The following is a 23,001-nucleotide window of genomic DNA, read 5'->3' as shown; positions in this document are numbered from 1 at the left end:
AGTACGGGTTCCGAAAAAGTATTAATTTTTTTCACTTAATAACACTGCGCTATTACCCCTCCTAAAGTTAAGCTTTGATATAATCTTTTTTATGAGATTTAGAGATATCAAAAAAAACACAAAACATCAAAAACAACAACAAAAGAGACCTCACATACGCTATGCGCGTTATCCGGATAGAATAAAAGCACTCATTACCGACTTGTTTATGATATATGCACCTATTTTATATATTATTGCTTATATTGTTATGGGAAGCAAAGAAGCATTTCAGTCTTCGCAATGGGCACCATTTTTCGGGGTAGCAACATATGGATTGATTTACGCCGTTCTTCTGGCAAAATTTGGACAGACTCCGGGAAAAAAAGCCTATAAAATTAAAGTAGTTGACGATAAAACATATAAAAATATAGGATTTTTTCGGGCTTTGTGCCGTTTTACAGCTTTTTTGTTTTCTGCAACAATTCTTTTAGGATTAGCAATTCCATTTTACAGAAAAGACAAAAAAGCATTGCATGATATAATATGCGCAACTGTAGAAATTGAAGTTGATTAAGAAGTGCATCAACTCGAAAAGATATAATGACAAGAATTAAAATTAGGAAATATAATGCTTATTGATAGCTATGACAGAGTGGTAGATTATTTAAGAGTTTCTGTAACCGAACGATGTAATTTTAGATGTCAGTACTGTATGCCCGAAAAACCGTTTTCATGGGTTCCAAAAGAAAACTTATTGAGTTTTGAAGAGCTGTTTGAATTTATGAAAGTGGCTATTGACGAGGGTGTGAAAAAGATTCGCATTACAGGCGGAGAACCGCTTTTGCGCGAAGATCTGGACAAATTTATTCAAATGATTTATGATTATGAACCTGCGATAGATTTGGCAATGACAACCAATGCTTTTTTGCTCAAAGGCACGGCACAGCGGCTTAAAGATGCAGGGCTTAAACGCATTAATGTCAGTATTGATACTCTTAAACCGGAAGTGGCACAGGCTATAGCGGGAAAAGATGTTTTGAAAAATGTACTTGAAGGCGTGGATGAAGCACTCAAAGTAGGGCTGAAAGTCAAAGTAAACATGGTACCTATGAAAAACATGAATGCTGATGAGATTGTGGATGTGCTGGAGTATTGCAAAGAGCGTGATATGAGTGTGCGTTTTATAGAGTATATGGAAAACAAATTTGCCAAAGCGGATATTTCAGGGCTGAAATCATCAGAGCTTCTGGAAATTCTCAGAGAAAAATATGAATTTGAAGATGAAGGTTTTGACGGTGCCTCGCCATCGCATTATTACAGAATGAAAGACGGATACCGGTTTGGTATTATTGAACCCTACGGAGATGATTTTTGCAAGCAGTGCAACCGAATAAGACTGACTGCCGAGGGTAATCTGATACCGTGCCTGTATTTTGATGAGGCAATGAGCATTGCGGAGTCGATTAAAAAGGGTGATATCAAAGGGGCGGCAGCTGTTTTAAAAGAAGTAGTACGCACAAAACCGGAAAAAAATCGCTGGGGCGGAGAAGATGATGAAGTTTCCAACCGGGCTTTTTACGAGACGGGTGGATGATCTACCTCGTTGAGCATTTTTACTCTATTCAGGGGGAGGGCAAGTATGTAGGCACGCCTTCTCTTTTTTTCCGTTTCGGCGGCTGCAATATGAAGTGCGAAGGTTTCGGTTGTAAAGAGACAGCAAATGACGGTACAGAAGTTGTCGGCTGTGATACTGTTTATGCCGTCAATAAAGAGCATTTTTTACAGAGTTGGGTGCCTGTTTATAAAGCAGAAGAACTGCTCAATATTCTCTCTTTGTATGATTTGCCCGAAGCGGTAGACATTGTTTTGACAGGCGGTGAGCCTCTGATTTATGCCAACGATGCACTCTTTGTTGCTTTTTTGGAAGCGCTGGTGGCAAAGGGACATCAGATAACTTTTGAAACAAACGGTTCTTTAGCGGTTGATTTTGAAAAATATCCTGTATACAAAGAGTGTGTGTTTGCTCTGTCAGTGAAGCTTTTTAATTCTGGGGAATCCCTGAGTAAACGTCTGCGCGGTGATGTGATTTACAATATTGCCGCAAATGCAAAAGATGCTTTTTTTAAATTTTCCATTGACAAAGAGTCTATAAATATAGCTCTGGAAGAGGAGATACAAAGCGTCACCATGCATTCCCCTCAGACCAAGGTTTACTGTATGCCTGTAGCAGGAAGCAAAAAAGAGTTGGAAGAAAATACCGAACCGCTGATAGAGTTCTGCAAGGCAAAGGGGTACAATTTCAGTGACAGACTGCACATAAGAATCTGGGATGCCAACAAAGGTGTATAGCATCAAGGCAGTTTCATATGTTTTGTCGGAATCCGTACTTTAATGCTCAAACATGATTTGAGAGAAAATTAAATTTTTTTCTGCAGTCCGGGCTGAGAGTGGCAAGGCTATTGCAACAGCCGGCACTGAAGTACCGGTTCCGACAACACTATTAAGTTAAGAAAACTAATGCTTTCTTGGAACCGGTACTTCAGTGCCGGCTTTGTGTCTTTAAAAATAGGTGAACAAGAGGGATTTATCATGATTATCAGAAAACTTTTTAAATTTGAAAATGCACATATTGTACGGGGATGCTCAACTGTAAAATGCAGAAGTTCGATTCACGGGCACTCTTACAAAGTGGAACTGCTTTTTGCATCCAACTTTTTGGATAACGGACAGATGGTCTATGATTTTGGACTGATGAAGCAAAACATGAAAGATCTCGTGGAGAGTTTTGATCATGCGATTGCTCTGTGGCGTGATGATGATCCGGAGTTTGTCCGTGATATGAAAAAACACTCTGCGCGATGGGTCCAATTGCCGGTGTCGCCTTCTGCAGAGCAGTTTTCACGCGTCATTTTTGTGATGATAGAGAGACTTTTGTCGCTTACATCAACACAAAACGGAGAAAAAGAAGTACGCCTTGAGAGCGTCATAGTGCATGAAACAGCCACAGGTTATGCACAATGTTTTCGTGAAGATGCCCACTCAAAAAACATGGGTGAAATCAAGCTTGAAGAGATTGTTTTTTCTGTGCAGGTTTTAGAGGATTTTAAAGATAAAGACCTATTTGAAAAGATAAAAAGAGGAGAAACTTTTTTAAATCCTGCAAGTGTCTGAGCCCTCTTAATATTTTTTAATAATAGAGTGCTATACTTAAAGCAAACAAAAATATAAAACACTGTTCTTTTGGTATAAAAGGAGAAGAGATATGGCACAGGAAGAGATTAACAAAGCTGTCTCGGGCGAGTATAAACTCGGATTTGAGATAGATATAGAACAGGACACACTGCCTCCCGGGTTAAATGAAACAACCGTTCGTTTCATTTCCCAAAAGAAAAATGAACCGGAGTGGATGACGCAGTGGCGCTTAAATGCTCTTGAAAAATGGCAGAAAATGCAAGAGCCCCACTGGGCACATGTAACTTACGAACCTATAGACTACCAATCAATTTCTTATTTTTCGGCTCCAAAAAAGGGAGCAAATTCTCTTGATGAAGTTGATCCAAAAATTCTTGAAGCCTATAAAAAACTCGGCATTCCTTTGGATGAACAAAAACAGCTGCAGGGGATTGCCGTAGATGCCGTTGTGGATTCTGTTTCTGTAAAAACCACATTTTCTGAGGAGTTGAAAAAGCACGGGATTATCTTTTGTTCTATTTCTGAGGCCCTGCAGGATTATCCTGAACTTGTTAAAAAGTATATGTTCAGTGTCGTACCGATGAATGACAACTATTATGCAGCCCTGAATGCTGCTGTTTTTACAGACGGCACCTTTGTCTACATTCCAAAAGGGGTTCGCTGTCCGATGGAGTTGAGTACCTACTTTCGTATCAATGCACTCAACACAGGACAGTTTGAGAGAACACTGATTGTTGCAGACGAAGGAAGTTATGTAAGCTACAATGAAGGCTGTTCCGCACCAATGCGGGATGATTCACAGCTGCATGCCGCAGTTGTGGAACTGATTGCGATGAGGGATGCGGAAATCAAATATTCTACCATTCAAAACTGGTATCCCGGTGACAAAGAGGGCAAAGGCGGCATTTACAACTTTGTTACCAAGCGCGGTCTTTGCAAGGGAGACAATGCGAAAATTTCCTGGACGCAGGTGGAGACCGGTTCCGTCATCACCTGGAAGTATCCAAGCTGTATTTTGCAGGGAGACAACAGTGTGGGTGAGTTTTATTCAGTTGCCGTGACAACGCTTGCACAGCAGGCAGATACAGGAACAAAGATGATTCACCTGGGAAAAAATACAAGTTCTACCATCATCTCAAAAGGAATTTCTGCGATGCGGGGACAGAACAGTTATCGCGGACTAGTCAAAATGGCGGCCAAAGCTGAAGGTGCACACAATCGAAGCGAATGTGATTCCCTGCTTATAGGAAGCGAGTGCGGGGCACATACATTTCCTTATTTGGAGAACAAAAGTGCCCATGCCAAGGTTGAACATGAGGCAACAACAACAAAAATCAGCGACGAACAGCTTTTTTATCTGCGTCAACGGGGTATCAGCGAAGAGGATGCTGTGAGCATGATAGTACACGGATTTTGTAAAGAGGTGTTTAACCAACTGCCGATGGAGTACGCGGTAGAAGCCAAAGCGCTCTTAGAATTAACATTGGAGGGAAGTGTAGGATGAATACAATGATGGAAATAAAAAATTTGCATGCAAATATAGGTGAAAAAAATATTTTAAAAGGATTGAATCTTTCACTCGAAACAGGGAAAGTTCATGTCATTATGGGGCCAAACGGTGCAGGGAAGTCGACACTCTCCAAAGCCATTGTCGGGCATTATGATATCAGTGTCGGTGAGGGCGATATTGTTTACAAAGGAGAAAGTATTGTTGAAGAAGCACCGGAAATGCGTGCGCTCAAAGGTATATTTTTAAGTTTTCAAAATCCTGTAGAGATTCCGGGTGTGAGCAATGCCTATTTTTTACGAACAGCGGTGAATGCAAAAAGAAAGTTTGAAGGCAAAGAAGAGCTTAACGCTGCAGAATTTTTACGCGAAGCAAAGCGTCTGGCAACGGAACTCGGAATGAAACCTGAGCTCATTACCCGTTCACTCAACGAGGGTTTTTCGGGCGGCGAGAAAAAACGAAACGAAATACTGCAGATGCTGATGCTTGAACCTGATTTTATTATTTTGGATGAGATTGATTCCGGACTTGACATTGATGCTCTGCGGGCAGTAAGTGAGGGGATTAACAAAATCAGAGATGAGAAAAGAACCTTCTTGATTATCACACATTACAGCAGAATTCTTGAGTATGTGAAACCTGACTATGTGCATGTTCTCAAAGACGGCAGAATTGTTAAAACTGCGGGTCCTGAACTTGTGGCAGAGTTGGAAGAGAAGGGATATACAACTCTTGAGGAGTTTTAAAATGAAACAGATAGTTTTGGCCAATATTTTAGCAAACCTTTCTTCTGTGGTCTCACAAGAAACAGCAGCTGCGGCATCCCGTCTGCAACTACTCGGACTGCCTACGAAAAAAACAGAGCAGTACCGGTATTTTCCTATTGAAAAACTCCTCAATGCAGAGTACAGAGCAATCGCAAAAAAAGAGTCTGAAATTGAAGAAGCCGATTTTGTGGAGATAGTTGATGGTGTTGTAGTACGTGCGCCAAAGGGCTTGAAAATCGGCTATACAAAGAGGCGCACTATTGCTGAAGAGCATTTTGACCCGCTCTATTATCTTGGGCATCTGCTCTCTTTGGAAGTCATTGAAATCAATTTTGAAAATGACAGCAGCATAAAGATTTTACACAGATATACCCAGGAAAATGCGCTTATTGCCTACAGGGTAGTTGTGCAGACTGCACCAAATATAAAAGTGACACTTTCTGAATCTTTTATAGGCTGTGATGCAAAAGAGAGTTTGGTGCTCTACGGCTGTGATATCCGTCTTCAAAGAGATACGCGATTCACTTTTATAAAAGATGAAACACTCGTTGAGGGTATCTATACACCGATCCATTCGCATTATATAGAGCTGGCAGAACAAAGCAGTGCAGACTTTTTCAGTTTTGATTTTGGCAATGCCGACGGGCTTCAGTTGATTCAGGCAAAACTGATGCGCGCAAGTGATTTCAGGGCACATCATCTTTTATATACAAAGGGAGAGAGCAAAAGAGGCACAGTTTCCCAGATTGTGCATGCGGCAAGGGAAGCAAAAAGTTCCCAAAAAGCAAAAACAATTTTAGGAGAGAGCGGACGGGGAATTTTTGATGCGCTCATTAAAATCAAAGCAGAAGGGAGCGGTACAAAAGCCTACCAAAACTCCCAGGCCGTTTTACTCAATGACGGGGCCTACATGGTGAGTAAACCACAGTTGGAAATTTATATAGATGATGTGGAAGCCAGTCACGGTTCAACGATAGGGGAGCTTGATGCACAACAGCTTTTTTATCTTCGCTCACGTGGTATTATGCTTGAAGAGGCCAGAAAAATGTTGATTTTGGCTTTTGCAAATGAAATCATTGATGCGATAGAAGATGAAAAGACAAGAGAAAATGTGCACCTTTCTTTTGAAAAGGTTTATTACGGTCATGGACAGTTGGAGTGTATAGCCACCTGCCATCACTGCTGTGAGACTGTGTTTGGAGAAGAGTTGTGAGTGTTAGGGACAAAGTAAATTATTACAAAGAAGATCTGGAGATGTTTGAAACACCAAACGAAAAGTTTGAATATATTTTTGATTTGGGAAAAAAACACACTGTCTTGCCTGAAGAAGAAAAAAATGAAGCAACATTTATAGAAGGCTGTTCTTCTCCTGCCTGGCTTGTCGGTGAGTGTAAAGATGGTAAGCTTGTTTTAAGAGGTGAGGGCAGCAGTGAAATGGCAAAGGGAATGCTGAGTCTGCTTTTAGATATTTTCAGCGGACAGGAGGTGGATGATATTCTTGCCTTTGATCCCAAAGAGCTTGAAAAACTGGGAATAGTCGAGCACCTTTCCCCTGTTCGTCAACAGAGTTTAGAGGCTTTTTTAAACAAAGTCTATGCTTATGCAAAAAGATGCAAAGAGGAAGCGGTATGAGTGATATAAGAGATGTGACGCCTAAGGAGAGTGAAGCACGGGTTATTGAAGAGTTAAAGAAGATATATGATCCTGAACTTCCGGTAGATATTTATAATCTTGGTCTGATTTATGATGTCAAGTGTGAAAAAGATCCGGTGAGCAAATTAAACAGATGCAAAGTTGTCATGACGCTTACCGCACCAACCTGTTCGATGAGCCAGGTCATTATAGATATGGTGAAAAATATTGCCAATACGATAGAAGACGGTTCTGTTGAAGAACTTGATGTTGAGGTGGTGTATGATCCGCCATGGGATCAAAGCAAGATGAGCGAAGAGGCAAAACTTGCTATGGGGATGCTGTAAAATTACGCTGCTAACTTAAAGGTATAAAGTCTGCACTGCAGAAGCTGAACTTTGTACTGATTGTCTTTACCGGGGTTTCTTTTGGAATTTCTGTACAGTTTTCATCAGTGATGATAAAACTGTTCGCCTCTGCGAGAGGAGAAATCATTCCCGGAGCATACTGCTCACAAACCGTAAAATATTCACCGTCAAAATAGCCGGGAATGACTGTTCTTCTTCCTGCGCGCAGTGTGACATCATTTTTCATTTTGGCAGTAATGGGGTTGATGTATTTGTCTTTTTGTCCGCTCATTGCATAAATAATGCTTCTTCCGAAAAGCTCAAAATTTAGAGCTGCTGCGAGCGGATTTCCAGGCAGATTCAAGATGACTTTGTTTCCGATTTTTCCAAAAGTAGTCGGTTTTCCAGGTTTGATGGCTACTTTGTCAAAAAGAATTTCATACCCGAAGGCGCCAAACGCCTCTTTTGTAAAGTCGGCATCTCCGACACTTACTCCGCCGCTTGTAATGATAAAATCACAGTCAAGTGCACTCCTTATGTGCGTATGAATATCTTCGAGGGTATCTGCGGCAGTACCGATAAACTCCACTTCACAGCCGAGTTCTTTGACACGGGAGAGGAGCGTCGGTGTATTTGTATTGTAGAGTTGATACTCTGTAATCTGCTCAAAGTGCATTTTCAGTTCATTCCCTGAAGCAAACAGAGCGACACGGGGCTTTTTGTACACTTTGACATGGCTGATACCCTGGGATGCGAGCAGTGTAATCTGATGTGCATCGATTTTGTCACCGACACAGAGCAAGAGAGTCTCTTTTTTGATATCTTCACCACTGAGACGGATATGCTTTGAGATGACAAGATTGTCGGGAAGTTTGACACCGTTTTGGCACTCCTGTGTGTCTTCAACCGGTACGATACACTGGGTTCCAAGCGGAATTCTTGCTCCTGTCATGATTTTGATGGCTTCTCCGTGTCTGAGTTCACCCTGAAAATCATCCCCTGCAAAAATTGTACAAGACACCGTAACACATTTGTCAGAGTCTTCTATCTTTACCGCATACCCGTCCATCGCGGAATTGTCATAAGGCGGGAGATTGTGTGTTGCTGTAATATTTTCGGCAAGTACATAGCCCAAAGCTTCTTCAATGGGCAGTATTTTGAGCGATTTTCGTTTCGTATTTGTATAAATCAGTTCGAGTGCTTTTTCAATGCTTACAGTCATAATAGTATATCCTTTGTGCAGACTCTTTGTTTAATGGACATATTATAATATAATTTCGTTATGAATGAAATGTATAATATGGGTTTAAGCCTACATAGTTGGTCTGCGGTTGCAATTTTGGTGATGATTTTTGTAAATCTTTTTTTTCTGATAAGTTCTCAGGAGCTTGCCAGATACAAAAGGGTCAACTCTTTGTATTTGACACCTTTGACAATGACAATACTTGGTTCGCTTTTGTTTACCGGTATTGTGATGATGGCGGCAAAGCACCTGCACTTCAGTATAGAAAATATTGCTATGATTTTTTTAGGTGTTGTATTGATTGTTTTGGAAACAAAAAGGTTAAAAGCCCTGAAATATCTGAGTACGAAAAAAGAGCATGCTTTTAACGCATACAAACCGTTTGCAAGAACAATTTTGCAGGCAGAATTTGTTTTGGTGCTTTTGATGTCACTGTGGATGTGGTTTTTGTAAAATGGTATATCTTTTCAATGCAGAGGCAGGCAAAGACTCTTTACATGTAAAGAACGAAGATTTTAAATATCTTATAAAAGTACGCCGCCACAAAGTCGGTGACGAACTGGGTTTTCGCAATAAAGAAGATATAGAGAGGCTGCATATATACAGGCTGCAGAAAATCGAACCAAGAACGGCAGTGTTTGAGCGTATTTCTTCAGAAATCCTGAGAGTCAAAGCAGAAAAAGAGTTGCATATCGGCTGGTGTGTCATTGACAACAGGTCTGTTGAAAAAGTACTGGCAAGTCTGAACGAAACAGGGGTGAAAAAGATTACTTTCATCTACTGCGAGCGCAGTCAGAAAAACTTTAAGCCTGATTTCAAGCGGTTTGAACGGATTTTGCAGGCTTCAAATCAGCAGTGCGGGCGTACAGAGTTTATGGAATTTGCTACATGTAAAGGGCTTGAAACATTTATTAAAGAAAATCCGGATACAAAAGTTTTTGATTTTACAGACAAAATACTGGAGTGTGAGAGTGATTTTACAACAGTACTGATAGGCTGTGAGGGCGGGTTTTCAGCCAAAGAAAAAGAGTTTTTGAAAAATCAGGAAGTGTTCCGGCTGGATACACCTATGATTCTTCGTTCTGAGAGTGCAGTTTTAGCAGTTGCAAGCAAAATATTGCTTTAAGAGAAGCGTGATATAATTTTTGAATGAAGAGTTATAATATAATTTATAAAGATGAAAAAACATTTCAAAAATTTGTAAAAAAGTATAAACTGAAAGAGGAAAAGGCACTTCTTGTTCAGGTATTGAGCGGGATTACAGAGGAAGAGTTCTGTCTCTCTCTTGCACAGTTTATCAAAAAAGAACTCCCCTATGCAAATATCATCGGTACCACAACGGCCGGCGGCATAGCGAATGCTGTCATGTATGACAAAGAAGTTGTGCTCTCTTTGAGTCTCTTTAAAAAAAGTACAGTCGCTTCGAAACTTTACTCTTTTGAAGATGATTTTAATGTTGCAATGATGCAAAAAGCGCTGGTACGGGAAAATACAAAAGCGATGATAATTTTCAGTGACGGATTTAAAAGTAACGCTGAAGCATTGATAGAAAATATTCACAGGACCATGCCCGATATTGTCATTGCAGGAGGAAGAGCCGGTGATGAACTTTTTCAAAAAACATTTGTTTTTGACGAGAAAAATTACAGTGACAACGGATGTGTGATAGCAACATTAAGCGGTGAGGAACTGCATGCCAAGAGTGATTATATTCTTGCCTGGACCCCTATCGGCAAAGAGATGATAGTGACAAAAGCACAAGAGACAGTTTTGTATGAACTTGACGGAATCCCTGTTTTGGACATATACAAGAGATACCTGGGCAAGCATATTTTGGAAAAAATTCCTGAAGCATGTGCTCCTTTTCCTTTGTTGCTGAAAAAAGGAGACATTACTGTAGCGCGGGATCCTATTGCTGTGACGCAAGAGGGCTTTTTGCAGTATGCAGGCAGATTTGAAGTGGGCGATGTTGTGCGGTTTAGTTTTGCCGACATTGAAGATTTGACAGATCATCTTGATGAACTTTACGGTGCTTTGAGCCGGCACTGCGCAGAAACAATCTTTATATATTCCTGTGTCGCACGAAAAGCACTTTTAGGAGAAAAACTCGAAGATGAACTGGGTGTTTTGGAAGCCATTGCACCGACAGGCGGTTTTTTTACTTTTGGTGAATTCTTTCAATCTTCTGAGATGGCAGAGTTGTTAAATGTCACGACAACAGCGCTCTTCTTGTCAGAATCAGACTATACAGAGTGCGAGAAAAAAAGTTTTGCACCAAAGCATACTTTTGACTCTATAAAAAAATCATTAACCCATCTGGTCAAGATGACATCCCAGGAGTTGGAGACCCTGACTATCCATGATCCTCTGACTGCCTTGTATAACCGACAGGAGTATATCCGCATAGTTACAAAGAAGATAAAAAGTGCAAAACGGTATGGCGAAGTTTTTGGCATGATGATGATTGATATAGACTTTTTTAAACTGGTCAACGACAATTACGGACACGATGTCGGAGATCATGTCTTGAAAAAAATTGCACAAATTTTGCTGAAAAATGTACGTGAGGATGATTTTGTTGCACGATGGGGCGGCGAAGAATTTATTATTATTGTAAAAAACGCCAAAGTAGAAGCTTTGGAAAAAGTAGCACAGAAGATTCAGAAAAAGATGCTCCAGGAATCTTTTGCTCCGGTGCCAAAGGTGACGCTCTCCTTCGGATTAACGCTTTACTGTGAGGGAGATGATGAGGATGCACTCTTTAAACGTGTAGACAATGCACTCTACAGAGCAAAGGAGAACGGAAGAAATCAGTATATCATCGGATAAATTTTGTATTAAGAAAAAATTTGGTTATAATTCCATTCAGAAAATCTGCCCCCATACGGATTTAAAAAATATATAGATATTCGTACTTCGACGAGTATCAAAAGGTAAAAAGATGAAAAAAGGTATTCACCCTCAGTTAGTTGACTGTACTGTAACATGTGCATGTGGAAATAGTTTTGTAACAAAAAGCCAAAAGCCGGAAATGAGAATTGATATTTGTAATGAATGTCACCCGTTCTTTACAGGCGAAGAGCGTATGGTTGATACGGCTGGTCGTATCGAGAAATTTAACGCACGTTACAATAAAAAATAATTTTTTAACTTGCTGACTCTTGTTCCAACTCCGATTGGAAACATCGGCGATATTTCACTCAGAGCGATTGATGCTCTGAGAAATGCCGATACACTTTTATGCGAAGACACCCGCGTTACCAAAAAACTCATCCATATTCTTAAAGAACGCTATAATACAGAATTTAAAGAGAACCAACAGTTTATTGCTCTGCATTCTCATAATGAACAAAGTTTTGTTGAAAAACTTTCTCCCTCTTTTTTTGAGCAAAATATTGTCTATGTCAGTGATGCCGGCATGCCCGGTGTGAGTGATCCCGGACAGGCCTTGGTTGCCTATTGTCTGGAACATGATATTTCCTATGATGTGCTTCCTGGTGCCAATGCCGTGCTTACTGCTTTTGTTGCCAGTGGATTTTGTGAAACAAAAATGCTGTTTTTAGGATTTTTGGACCATAAAGGAAGCAGTCGCAGTGAAGGTTTGCAGCGTGCTTTGCACAGTGGCTATACAACAGTTTTATATGAGTCCCCCCACCGTTTGGAAAAACTGCTTTTAGAAATTGCAAAAGAAGCACCTGAAAGAGAAATATTTCTGTGTAAAGAGCTGAGTAAGAAATATCAAAGATACCTGCGTGGCACTGCAGCTGAAATAGTTGTAAAACTTGATGGAAATTTTCGTGGCGAATGGGTTGTGGTGATTCAGGCAGCCAATGAACAAAACAGTTCTGCCGTCAGTGAAAACGATATACTGGCACTGGACTTGCCTAAAAAAGTGCAGGCAAAACTTATCAGTAAAATTACAGGTGAAAATACAAAAGAGATCTATCAAAGATTAATGTAAATTTATGAAAAAATTTTAAATAAACACTTTTTTGGATAAAATACTCTCATGTTAATTTATGCCAAACAACCAATATATTATCTTATCAACAACTATCCGCAAAAAATAAAGACTCTGTATCTTGCAAAAGAACTTGAGAAAAAAGAGTACTCCCGCCTTATGAAAATGGATTTTGCAATTAAACGCATTCCAAATGAAGCAGCCGTTAAAATGAGTAAAAATGCCAATCACCAGGGATTTTTGGCTGAAGTTGAAGATTACAAACTCCATAATTACCAGACATTTTTAGACAAAGAGTTTGTAGTTGTTTTGGCAGGGCTCACAGATGTCGGCAATATTGGCGCCATTGTACGAAGTGCTTATGCCTTGGGTGTGGATGCGATTATTGTCAGCGGGATCAAACATCTTGCTGTTGAACCATTGCTTCGTACAAGTACCGGTGCACTTTTTGATATGCCTTTGGCTGTTGAAAATAACATACATAACTTATTGAATGATTTTAAGATGTCCGGTTTTGTCAGCTATGGTGCTGATATGGGCGGTATTGATATCAGAGAAGCAAAAATTGCGAAAAAAAGGCTTTTAGTCCTGGGCAATGAAGGAGAAGGTCTGACCGCAAGAGTAAGCGCGAAGTTAGACAATATAGTCAGTATAAAAATGGCACATGATTTTGATTCACTGAATGTAAGTGTTGCCGGAGCTATTTTAATGGACAGGATGAGATATGAACAATGACGGGTTGCAAAAATTAAAAGATATCGGCGCACAGAAAATTTATGAAGATACACACATACCGGTAGGACATATACAGGCAATTTTACATGCAAGTTTTGACGGTTTGAACAAAATTCAGTTTATTGGTTTTATTTCGATACTCCAAAGAGAGTACAACATTGATTTGAGTGAATTGAAAAATGCCGGAACTGCCTACTATAATGAAAAAAATCCTGTTGAGACAACCACTGAAGACGGGATTTTTATAGCACCGAAAAAAAAGAAAAACTTCACACTTTTATATATTTTACTTACAATGGTTGCTCTGCTTGCTGCTTTGTATTATACAGTGGAATATACAGATAAAGAAATAAAAACTCCTCCTCCAAAACAAAGCAATATTCAGATTTTATCTGTTGATACAAATGTCAGTCAGAAAAAAGATGAAAACAAGACACTCAAAGATGCAAACACGACACAGGAAACTGCAATAAAAAAAGAAAAAGCCGTAGAGAAAAGTTTTAAAATTATTGCAAGATCAAAAGTCTGGATGGGTTATATTGATGTTGCAACAAACAAGAAATATCAAAAGACATTTACGGGAGAGTTTGATCTTGATCCAGACAAAGAGTGGCTTTTGATTTTTGGGCATGGCTACATAGATGTTGTCACGGATACAGAGAAAAAGAAATTTAATTCGAAAAAAACATTAAGACTCCTGTATAAAGAGGGTGCAGTGAAGGAGTTGACTTTTGAGGAATTTAAAAGACTCAACAGAGGTAGTGCATGGTAAAAGTCTTTGTTCTCATGGCACTCTTTTTTGGTTTTGCAAATTGTGCTGATATAACACAAGACCCATTGGATGTGAAAATTAAAAGCTTTTTAGGTGAGAAATCCTATGAGACAAACAAAGATTTTATCAATGTGATTTTTGAACCGAAATCCTCTTTTTATGTCAAAGACAGGGTCAATGCGGTGAAGGTCATACAGACACTCAAAGACAATGGTCTGTTAAATCTTTTTTTTCGTTCACCACAGGATTTTCGGCTCAATTTTAAAACAAGCGGGTATCCTCTCTTTTTTGTAAAAATTATGGAAGACACGCTGCAAAACCTGGGCTATTTCAGATATGTGACAACAGCATCAAATTTTGACAGTTCAGAATTTTCCTGGAGTATTAATCTCACATCAGAGTATGCAACCGACCCTTTGATACTGCAAAACGAACTGCAAAAAAGCGGTTGTAATATAATAGACGTAGAAAAAAATTCTCTCAAAGAGTGGACATACACCATTGACATAAGCAACGGATATCTCAATGTCGCTCAGCTGCATACAGGCGAAGAGATAAAACTAAAGCGCTCTTTGTATGCCCACTGGCTTGATATTTCAAAGATCAGAAGTCTGACGATCAAAAGTTCAAGAAGAAACAGATGGTATCCGTATATTGCTTATTATGATGCCTCTTTGCATCTTTTAAAACTTTTTAAAAAAAATAAAATTTATAAAAAACTGACACTTATCATGCCCAAAAATGCGAAATATATCAAAATATCGGATATGCATACACTCAAAAATGTCAAAGATTCTCTTGTTTTATATCCAAAGGGCAAAAGATAATTTACAGACCGTAACTTTATTCTAATAATTTTTCGCTAAAATAGCACTAAATATTTCATGTTATAGGGTAAACAATGTTTGATGAGTTTAATTTTAATAGAGTTGAGAGACTTCCAAAGTATGTATTTGCGGAAGTTAATGATATAAAAATGGCAGAACGCCGTGCCGGTAAAGATGTGATAGATTTTTCTATGGGAAATCCTGACGGACCGACGCCGGAGCATATACGAAACAAACTTGTCGAATCAGCCCAAAAGACAAAAACACACGGATACTCTTCTTCAAAAGGGATTCCGAAACTCCTCAAAGCAATTGCAGACTGGTATGAACGCCGTTATGACTGCAAGCTTGATCCTGAAACAGAGTGTGTGGCGACAATGGGTTCCAAAGAGGGGTATGCACACCTTACCTATGCCATTACAAACATAGGAGATGTGGCGGTTGTACCTGATCCTACCTACCCGATTCACGAATACTCTTTTATTCTGGCCGGAGGCAATGTTATCAAATTCGGTATAGAGTTTGATGAGCACTACCGGGTGAATGAAGATCACTTTTTTGAGAGTCTGGAAAAGGTTTTCAAAGAGAGCTCCCCGAAACCAAAATATGTTTTGGTCAATTTTCCGCACAATCCGACAACAGCAACGGTTACGCCTGAGTTTTATGAACGTTTGGTTGCGATGGCAAAAGAGAAAAGATTTTATGTGATTTCCGATATTGCCTATGGTGACATTACCTTTGACGGCTATAAAACACCATCTATTATGAGCGTAGAGGGTGCAAAAGATGTGGCAGTCGAGTCGTTTACGCTTTCAAAATCGTACAATATGGCAGGCTGGCGTGTAGGTTTCTTTGTAGGAAACAAAAAACTCATAGGTGCCTTGCAAAAAATCAAATCATGGTTGGATTACGGTATGTTTACGCCTATTCAGGTGGCGGCGACGGTTGCACTTAACGGCGATCAGACCTGTGTGAGCGAGATTACCCAAAAATACAATCACCGCCAGGAGGTGCTTATAGAAGCATTCGGGCGTGCAGGCTGGCATATACAAAAGAATGAGGCAACAATGTTTTCCTGGGCAAAAATTCCTGAGTGTGTCGCACATCTCGGTTCTTTGGAGTTTTCGAAACGTCTGTTGATTGAAGCAGGTGTTGCCGTGGCTCCGGGAATCGGTTTTGGAGAATACGGTGAGGGCTATGTTCGTATAGCACTCATTGAAAATGACAACAGGATTCGTCAGGCTGCCAGAAATATAAAAGAATTTTTAAAACAGTTTGACGGCTGTAAAAAAGAGAGTAAAAAGTAATGATAAAAGTCGGAATAATCGGTGTCGGAACAGTCGGAACAAGTGTAGCGCAAATTTTAAAAGAGAATGCGGATGTGATTTCTGCCCGTGCGGGTGTTGATATTGTCGTCAAAAGCGGTGTCGTGAAAAATCTCAAAAAAGAGCGGGGTCTGGACATTGTATTAACAGATAATGTAGATGATATTTTAAATGATGAAGAAATAGATATTGTCGTAGAATTGATGGGCGGGGTGGAAGAGGCATTTGAAGTGGTAAAACGCGCACTCAAAGCCGGTAAGTCTGTTGTAACTGCAAACAAAGCGCTGCTGGCATACCATCGTTATGAATTGCAGGAGATTGCAAAAGACAAAGCCTTTGAATTTGAAGCGAGTGTTGCCGGTGGTATTCCAATTATAACGGCACTTCGTGACGGTTTGTCAGCCAATCATATAGAATCAATCATGGGTATTATGAACGGTACATGTAACTATATGATGACAAAGATGACGAATGAGGGTGTGGCATACGATGACATTTTAAAAGAGTCTCAGGAACTCGGCTATGCCGAAGCTGATCCGACGTTTGATGTGGGCGGATATGATGCTGCGCACAAGCTGCTTATTTTGGCTTCCATTGCTTACGGCATTGATGCAAAACCCGAAGATATTTTGATTGAGGGCATTGAAAATGTGACGCAGGACGATATTGCATTTGCCAAAGAGTTCGGTTATGCCATCAAACTTTTAGGGATTGCAAAAAAAGACAAAAATGAAGTTGAGTTGCGAGTACATGCCTGTTTGATTAAACAAGAAGAGATGATAGCAAAAATAGACGGCGTGATGAACGGCATCTCTGTTGTCGGCGACAAAGTCGGCGAAACACTTTACTACGGTCCGGGTGCAGGCGGCGATGCAACGGCTTCGGCAGTTGTGGCAAACATCATAGATATAGCAAGAAGCGGAAAATCGACGCCGATGCTTGGATTTAACCGACCGATGGAAGGCAATCAGCTGACACTCAAACCAACGGAAAAAATCGAGTCCAAATACTATTTGAGAGTCAATGTCTCAGACAGAACCGGTGTTTTGGCAAGACTGACAAAAATATTTGAAACACACAATATCTCTATAGAAACCATGCTGCAGCGTCCAAGTGACAATGAAAGTGCAAATCTGTTGATATCAACACATACAGCCGTGGAAAAAGATATACAAAATATGATCCGCGAACTTGAAGCCCTTGATTTTATAAATGCAAAACCTTCTATGATCAGGATAGTGTAACTTTTAAGATGAAAATCCTGATTACAGGGGCAAGCTCCGGTCTTGGTGCGGAATTTGCACGTCAATATGCGAACAAAGATACTGAACTTATTTTGTTGGCACGCAGAGAGCAAAAACTGCGAAGCCTGCAAAAAGAACTCGCTCCAAAATGTAAAAGTATTACTTTGCTTGTTGTGGATGTAACTGATTTTGTTCAACTTCAGAAAAAAGTCAGGTCAGTCGGAGCAGTTGATTTACTTCTGTTAAATGCCGGAATATCGCTTGGACATACGCAAAATATTCCAACGATACATGATTTTCAAAATCTTTACAATGTGAATGTGCTGGCAAATCATGCGATTTTAGAAGTGCTTTTACCGCAACTGCAGGCACAAAAAAGCGGTCATATTGTATTTGTTTCATCGCTTTCGTCACTTTTTACTATGCCGAGTGCAAAAGTGTATGCTTCGTCCAAACGTGCTTTAAATGCCTCCTGACTTCCGCGATAAGGCACACATTTTCAATTTTCAAAAATATCAAGGATTTGCTTCTGAATCGGTGATGGATTTATAGGCAGTAATTCATCATCAATTTTTAAAGCTGTAATATGTTCAATAATTTTTCTTAGTAATTTCTGCGAGAACTTAAATCTGACATCATGCAACTTTAATCTTCTTTCAAACTCTTTGTAAACTGCATATGATACAAACGAAATAAGTACATGTGCTTTTATTCTCTCCTCAACGCGATGGTATATTGGCCGAATGCGTAAATCTGTTTTTGAGATTCTAAAGCTCTCTCAACATCATACTGATTCTGATAATGTGCTATAACATCATTGGCATTGAGTGAAAAATCATTTGTTTGCAAACCCTTTAATACCATCAAGTCTTTCATCTTGCATTACTTTATTTGGGTTGAGTTTGTATTTAATACTGCACTTCTCATCTATATCCAAATATTTTGCATAATATGAAAGCTTTAAATCACTTTTTGTAATATTTTTCTTTGAGAGTTTTGCTTTGATTTTCTCTAACGCTTTCTCTCTTGTTCTTTTATCTTTTTTTGCTCTTTTGGAGGAGTAGGTAAGAATCAGTTTCTGTCTGATAGGGAGTTGCTGTTTATTGCCAAATTCATCTATATAATTTATCGTTTTATCTATATCAATGGTATGGATAGTCCCATCATCAATAAATGTCAAATTTGCAATTTGCTCTTTGAGTACATTGTCAATATTTTTGATTTTATAGGCAAGGATATATTTATAACCGTTATTCTCTAAAAAAGCAATATTTGCATGGGTGAGCATCCCTCTATCCGCAACTACTATCGGTTTTTCTTTGAGTTGAAACCGTGTTTGAAACTTTTGAAGTATATCGATAAGGGTATGCCCTTCATATTTATTTCCCTCGTATATTTCAAAGCTCAGTGGATACCCTTCTAGAGTTGTAAAAAGACCAAGGAGTATTTGGGGACGGGCAAGTTTTCCCTCTTTGGAAAAACCGATTCTTCTTAAATCATCTTCACTCTCACTTTCAAAGTAGAGTGTTGTTACATCATAGAAAGTTACAGTGATAGTTCCTGACATCACTTTTTGGGTGTGTTCAAATACACATTGCTCTATTTGTGTCTTTATCTCCTCTTGATAGATAGTATCCAAGAAGCGATAAATTGTATCTGTTGTCATCTCTTGATGTTTGAAGTAGTCCAAATAGTGTATCAGCTCCAATTTGCTGCCGGGGTAAAGTATTCTTGATATTACCAATGAGCGAAATAAAAACTGTTTTTCTGAAACTTTACGAATGGATGTTGTTTGTAACTTTTCAAAAACTTTATTACACCCTATATCATCAAACAATCTCCCAAATATTAACTCATCACCAATAGGTATAAAATCTTGTGTTGTATATTCTGCAAGCAGCTTTTTTAACAACTCTTTTTTACTGTTAGTTTGTAAAAAATAGAAAAGATTATACTCAAGTTCATCAATACGCCCCAGTGCTTTTTGGTAAAGTTGCTCAATCTCATCTGGATCTTTACTGCTACCCAAAGTTTCAACTACTTTATAGCCTCGATTGCTTCTGTCAACAATATGAATACTGATACTTCCACTGCTATTTTTCTTTTTTCTGACTTTTAATCTCATATAAAATGATAACAAATTCTATGAATATATTCCCGAGGCACACAAATCGTGCCTTTTTATCCTCTGAAAGTACCTATTTTACGAGGTTAAGTTTTATTTAAAAAGTTATCGCGGAAGTCAGGAAAAGTCAGGTCAGTCGGAGCAGTTGATTTACTTCTGTTAAATGCCGGAATATCGCTTGGACATACGCAAAATATTCCAACGATACATGATTTTCAAAATCTTTACAATGTGAATGTGCTGGCAAATCATGCGATTTTAGAAGTGCTTTTACCGCAACTGCAGGCACAAAAAAGCGGTCATATTGTATTTGTTTCATCGCTTTCGTCACTTTTTACTATGCCGAGTGCAAAAGTGTATGCTTCGTCCAAACGTGCTTTAAATGCCTATGCTGAGGGTATATTTTACAAGTATGCAAAAGACGGTTTACATGTAAGCATACTTTTGCCGGGATTTGTCAAAAGTGAAATGACTGACAAAAATGAATTTAAGATGCCGTTTTTGCTGGATACTGCAGAGGGAGTCAAACGTATGAAAAAGGCAATAGAAAAAAGAAAAAAGTTTTATGCCTTTCCTCTTAGATTTTATTTAATCATTCGTTTTATGAATTTACTTCCATCAGCTTTAAGTCAAAGAATTGTAAACTATCTTTCATAGTTGCATATTGCAGATTTTTTAAGAATATTTTATGAAGACAAATCCTCCCTTCGGTCTGAGCTTCACAAAACATCCTTAAAAAATCTTATTGAAAATATGGTAATAGTTAAGGGTGGAAAATGGAAAATATAGAGACAATAGACAGTGTGTGCGCATACTGTGGCGTAGGCTGTGACATTGCCGCACATGTTGATGTCAAAGAGAACAAAATCAAGAAGATATTCGCACATCCCGACGGTGCTACATCAGAGGGAAAGCTTTGTATCAAAGGAACATACGGTTTTGACTTTGTTGATGCAAAAGAGCGTATTAAAAATCCCCGTATCCGAAAAAGCTTTTTGGAAAAGAATCCTCATATCAAAGCTGTTATAGCTGATTCGCTTCATTCTCTGGATGAAAAATGGTATGAAACAAATTTGGAGAGTGCAACAACAGCCGGTGCAATGAAGCTCAAAGATATTCAGGCAAAATATGGCGACAAATCTGTCTGTTCGCTTGGCGGGGCAAGAAGCTCTTGTGAGAGTGCCTACTATTTTCAGAAATTTACGCGTTATACACTGAACTCTCCACATGTGGACAACTGTGCGAGAGTCTGCCATTCCCCATCACTAAAAGGCATGCGTCTTACTATAGGCGAAGGGGCTGCCTCGAATCCTTTTGATGATATATACAAAACAGAATTTATGATCGTAATGGGCTCAAATACTACAGAAGCTCATCCTATTGTCGGAAACCGTATGATAAAAGCGGCACAAAAGGGCACGCCTATTGCATGTTTTGATGTTCGTGAGATAAAACTGCACAAGTTTTCAAAGTATAAAGCGGTAACACCGCATGAATCAAATCTGCTTGTTTTAAATATGATAGCCTACACTATCATCAAAGAAGAGCTTTACTGTAAAGATTTTATCAAAAACAGAACAAAGAACTGGGAACATTTCAAGGAAAACATATTAGCCGACCCGTATGCAAATCCGGAGTTTTTCAGAGATGTAGAAGGGTATGAGTATCTTGCGGATATGCTTCCTGAAATTGCCCGTGAGTATGCGGCCAAAAAGTCTTTGATTCTCTGGGGTCTCGGGATTACCGAACATGTGGACGGTTCCTATGCTGTTATGGCCATAGTGCATTTGGCACTAATGACCGGAAATATAGGTAAAGACGGAGCCGGTGTTATGCCGCTTCGCGGACAGACCAATGTACAGGGTGTCTGTGACATGGGAATGCTTCCGTATTATGCGCCTGATTATACAGCTCCAAAAGAGGTAGGGCTAATGACACCCCAACTGGTTGACGGAATGCTTGACGGCAGTATAAAAGGTGTTCTCAACATTGGTGAGGATCTGACACACATTCATCCGAATCTTAACAAGATTACGAAAGCCTTTGAAAATTTGGAACTGATATTTGTGCAAGAGCTTTTTATGACAGATATTGCCGAACGTGCCGATATAGTGGTAGGTGTAAAATCAGCCTACGAAAAAACAGGTGTTTATATCAATGCCATGAGAAAAGTACATCTTTCAAGACCTTTGGTAGAGTGTGATTTACCTGATGACTGGGAAGTGATCAAACTGCTTGATGAAAAGATGGGCGGCGGTTTTGGTTTTGACTCGTCCGAAGCAATATGGGAAGATGTCAGAAAAACAGCGACAAACAGATTTAAAGGCGCTTCTTACAAAGTGCTCAGAGAAAATGAAAAAAAAGGCATTTCCTGGCCGATAACCGAAGAGGGAGAGGGCACTCCTGTACTGCATCGCGAAGATTTCAGAACACGTGACGGCATTGGTGCTTTTAGATACCACGGATACAAACTCTCAGGGATGGTAGAAGAGATTTTAAACAAAAATCTCAAAGGATACCATCTTACAACAGGCCGTGCTATGGCACATTACAACAACTCTGCACAAACAAAATATACCGAAAAACTGATGAAACGCTATACAGAGGATCTCTTGTTGGTACATGAAGAGGATGCGGCAGACTTTGTGAGCGAAAAGGTGATTCTAAAAACAGAGTTTGGTCAGACAAATCCTCTTCGTGTAAAGTTTACCAACAAAGTCCGTCCAAAAACGCTTTATACAACATTTCATCATGCAGATTCAAAACTGAACAATATATTTGGAGACAAGAGTGATGAGCTAATCCTAACTGCTGCATTCAAATCGGTACAAGTTGAAATAATAAACTGCTAAGCAAACACCAGCCCAGGTTAAAACCTGGGTTTCGAATAAATATAAGCATGTCAAGATATCGAGGAACCCAGACTTCAGTCTGGGCTGAGAGTTGTTTTGAAAATTGCCAAGAAAGGACATAAACCCATGAGCAGAGCAAAAGGAAATATAGCAGAAGAAAAGGCTGCTCTATTCCTGCAGGAACATGGGTATACTATTTTAGAAAAGAATTTTTATTCCCGTTTTGGCGAATTGGACATTATTGCCTTCAAAGATAATATCCTGCATTTCGTAGAAGTAAAAAGCGGTGAAAATTATGAACTAGCCATTCAAAACATAACACCGGCAAAACTCTCCCGTCTTATAAAAACCGCACAGGTCTATATGAAAAAAAATACTCTGGATCCTGAGTATATGTTTGATGCACTGATAGTCACCCCGAAAAACATAGAAATATTGGAAAATATTACAATTTAATTTAATTTTTGCTAAACTGTAGAAAGTGATATTT

The 23,001-nt window shown here is 39.3% G+C and carries 23 protein-coding genes and 2 pseudogenes; 23 read left to right on the top strand and 2 right to left on the bottom strand.

Annotation, left to right across the window (positions count from 1 at the left end; translation table 11 throughout):
• Window positions 1-91: 91 nt before the first annotated feature.
• The 9 genes from MLC52_RS10835 to MLC52_RS10795 all read left to right on the top strand — a co-directional run bounded on the left by MLC52_RS10835 (window position 92) and on the right by MLC52_RS10795 (window position 7,427).
• Window positions 92-556 (top strand): RDD family protein, encoded by a 465-nt coding sequence (locus MLC52_RS10835; RefSeq protein ID WP_346389674.1) that lies wholly within the window; start codon window positions 92-94, stop codon window positions 554-556.
• 54 nt (window positions 557-610) lie between these two features.
• The gene (gene moaA / locus MLC52_RS10830; protein ID WP_151899476.1) at window positions 611-1,576 is read left to right on the top strand and encodes a GTP 3',8-cyclase MoaA; all 966 of its coding nucleotides are present in this window, start codon (window positions 611-613) and stop codon (window positions 1,574-1,576) included.
• Entirely contained in the window at window positions 1,573-2,331 is a 759-nt protein-coding gene (locus MLC52_RS10825; protein ID WP_434580423.1) for a 7-carboxy-7-deazaguanine synthase QueE, read from the top strand. Before moaA ends, MLC52_RS10825 begins: the two co-directional genes overlap by 4 nt.
• A gap of 240 nt (window positions 2,332-2,571) precedes the next feature.
• Complete coding sequence (locus tag MLC52_RS10820) at window positions 2,572-3,153, top strand: 6-pyruvoyl trahydropterin synthase family protein (RefSeq protein ID WP_151899478.1); 582 nt, start codon at window positions 2,572-2,574, stop codon at window positions 3,151-3,153.
• A gap of 91 nt (window positions 3,154-3,244) precedes the next feature.
• Window positions 3,245-4,678, top strand: a complete 1,434-nt coding sequence (gene sufB, locus MLC52_RS10815; protein WP_151899479.1) for a Fe-S cluster assembly protein SufB — start codon at window positions 3,245-3,247, stop codon at window positions 4,676-4,678.
• Window positions 4,679-4,683: 5 nt separating this feature from the next.
• Entirely contained in the window at window positions 4,684-5,427 is a 744-nt protein-coding gene (sufC, locus tag MLC52_RS10810) for a Fe-S cluster assembly ATPase SufC (RefSeq protein ID WP_434580420.1), read from the top strand.
• Between the two features lies 1 nt (window position 5,428).
• A complete protein-coding gene (locus MLC52_RS10805) occupies window positions 5,429-6,661 on the top strand; it encodes a SufD family Fe-S cluster assembly protein (RefSeq protein WP_434580418.1) in 1,233 nt (410 codons plus the stop codon).
• Window positions 6,662-6,702: 41 nt separating this feature from the next.
• Window positions 6,703-7,080, top strand: a complete 378-nt coding sequence (locus tag MLC52_RS10800) for a SufE family protein (RefSeq protein WP_434580415.1) — start codon at window positions 6,703-6,705, stop codon at window positions 7,078-7,080.
• The gene (locus tag MLC52_RS10795; protein WP_346389668.1) at window positions 7,077-7,427 is read left to right on the top strand and encodes a metal-sulfur cluster assembly factor; all 351 of its coding nucleotides are present in this window, start codon (window positions 7,077-7,079) and stop codon (window positions 7,425-7,427) included. The genes MLC52_RS10800 and MLC52_RS10795 overlap by 4 nt, the downstream gene beginning before the upstream one ends.
• Window positions 7,428-7,437: 10 nt before the next feature.
• On the opposite strand, the gene MLC52_RS10790 is transcribed toward MLC52_RS10795, so the two are convergent.
• Complete coding sequence (locus MLC52_RS10790; protein WP_151899483.1) at window positions 7,438-8,649, bottom strand: molybdopterin molybdotransferase MoeA; 1,212 nt, start codon at window positions 8,647-8,649, stop codon at window positions 7,438-7,440.
• A 60-nt stretch (window positions 8,650-8,709) separates the two neighbouring features.
• Here MLC52_RS10790 and MLC52_RS10785 point away from each other — a divergent pair, with 60 nt between their 5' ends.
• The 11 genes from MLC52_RS10785 to MLC52_RS10735 all read left to right on the top strand — a co-directional run bounded on the left by MLC52_RS10785 (window position 8,710) and on the right by MLC52_RS10735 (window position 18,010).
• Entirely contained in the window at window positions 8,710-9,123 is a 414-nt protein-coding gene (locus MLC52_RS10785; protein WP_434580413.1) for a hypothetical protein, read from the top strand.
• A gap of 1 nt (window position 9,124) precedes the next feature.
• Window positions 9,125-9,796, top strand: coding sequence for a 16S rRNA (uracil(1498)-N(3))-methyltransferase (locus tag MLC52_RS10780; protein WP_434580411.1), 672 nt, complete (start codon window positions 9,125-9,127; stop codon window positions 9,794-9,796).
• A gap of 23 nt (window positions 9,797-9,819) precedes the next feature.
• Complete coding sequence (locus MLC52_RS10775) at window positions 9,820-11,499, top strand: sensor domain-containing diguanylate cyclase (RefSeq protein WP_434580409.1); 1,680 nt, start codon at window positions 9,820-9,822, stop codon at window positions 11,497-11,499.
• Between the two features lie 112 nt (window positions 11,500-11,611).
• Window positions 11,612-11,812, top strand: a complete 201-nt coding sequence (rpmE, locus tag MLC52_RS10770) for a 50S ribosomal protein L31 (protein ID WP_151899487.1) — start codon at window positions 11,612-11,614, stop codon at window positions 11,810-11,812.
• Between the two features lie 9 nt (window positions 11,813-11,821).
• A complete protein-coding gene (gene rsmI, locus MLC52_RS10765) occupies window positions 11,822-12,631 on the top strand; it encodes a 16S rRNA (cytidine(1402)-2'-O)-methyltransferase (protein WP_434580408.1) in 810 nt (269 codons plus the stop codon).
• Window positions 12,632-12,679: 48 nt separating this feature from the next.
• Complete coding sequence (rlmB, locus tag MLC52_RS10760) at window positions 12,680-13,366, top strand: 23S rRNA (guanosine(2251)-2'-O)-methyltransferase RlmB (protein WP_151899489.1); 687 nt, start codon at window positions 12,680-12,682, stop codon at window positions 13,364-13,366.
• Window positions 13,356-14,138: a hypothetical protein gene (locus MLC52_RS10755; protein WP_434580406.1), complete on the top strand. Its 783-nt coding sequence runs from the start codon at window positions 13,356-13,358 to the stop codon at window positions 14,136-14,138. Before rlmB ends, MLC52_RS10755 begins: the two co-directional genes overlap by 11 nt.
• Window positions 14,132-14,965 carry a hypothetical protein gene (locus tag MLC52_RS10750; RefSeq protein ID WP_434580404.1) on the top strand — a complete coding sequence of 278 codons (834 nt, stop codon included), beginning with the start codon at window positions 14,132-14,134 and terminating at the stop codon, window positions 14,963-14,965. The genes MLC52_RS10755 and MLC52_RS10750 overlap by 7 nt, the downstream gene beginning before the upstream one ends.
• Window positions 14,966-15,039: 74 nt before the next feature.
• Window positions 15,040-16,272 carry an LL-diaminopimelate aminotransferase gene (locus MLC52_RS10745; protein WP_151899492.1) on the top strand — a complete coding sequence of 411 codons (1,233 nt, stop codon included), beginning with the start codon at window positions 15,040-15,042 and terminating at the stop codon, window positions 16,270-16,272.
• Window positions 16,272-17,534 (top strand): homoserine dehydrogenase, encoded by a 1,263-nt coding sequence (locus MLC52_RS10740; RefSeq protein WP_434580402.1) that lies wholly within the window; start codon window positions 16,272-16,274, stop codon window positions 17,532-17,534. The genes MLC52_RS10745 and MLC52_RS10740 overlap by 1 nt, the downstream gene beginning before the upstream one ends.
• Window positions 17,535-17,542: 8 nt before the next feature.
• Window positions 17,543-18,010 carry an SDR family NAD(P)-dependent oxidoreductase gene (locus MLC52_RS10735; protein WP_434580400.1) on the top strand — a complete coding sequence of 156 codons (468 nt, stop codon included), beginning with the start codon at window positions 17,543-17,545 and terminating at the stop codon, window positions 18,008-18,010.
• 23 nt (window positions 18,011-18,033) lie between these two features.
• Here the strand turns inward: MLC52_RS10735 and MLC52_RS10730 are convergent.
• Window positions 18,034-19,659: pseudogene (locus MLC52_RS10730) on the bottom strand (IS1634 family transposase).
• Window positions 19,660-19,800: 141 nt separating this feature from the next.
• Here MLC52_RS10730 and MLC52_RS10725 point away from each other — a divergent pair.
• The 3 genes and pseudogenes from MLC52_RS10725 to MLC52_RS10715 form a co-directional block, all read left to right on the top strand.
• A pseudogene (locus MLC52_RS10725) lies at window positions 19,801-20,316 on the top strand (SDR family NAD(P)-dependent oxidoreductase); the annotation flags it as partial.
• A 119-nt stretch (window positions 20,317-20,435) separates the two neighbouring features.
• Entirely contained in the window at window positions 20,436-22,511 is a 2,076-nt protein-coding gene (locus tag MLC52_RS10720) for a molybdopterin oxidoreductase family protein (protein ID WP_434580399.1), read from the top strand.
• A 126-nt stretch (window positions 22,512-22,637) separates the two neighbouring features.
• Entirely contained in the window at window positions 22,638-22,967 is a 330-nt protein-coding gene (locus tag MLC52_RS10715; RefSeq protein ID WP_434580397.1) for a YraN family protein, read from the top strand.
• Window positions 22,968-23,001 lie beyond the last annotated feature (34 nt).

Source organism: Sulfurimonas sp. NW15 (assembly GCF_051132285.1).
Taxonomy (GTDB): domain Bacteria; phylum Campylobacterota; class Campylobacteria; order Campylobacterales; family Sulfurimonadaceae; genus Sulfurimonas; species Sulfurimonas hydrogeniphila.
Note: the sequence above shows the minus strand (reverse complement) of the source record. Positions and strands in the feature narration are given on the sequence as shown.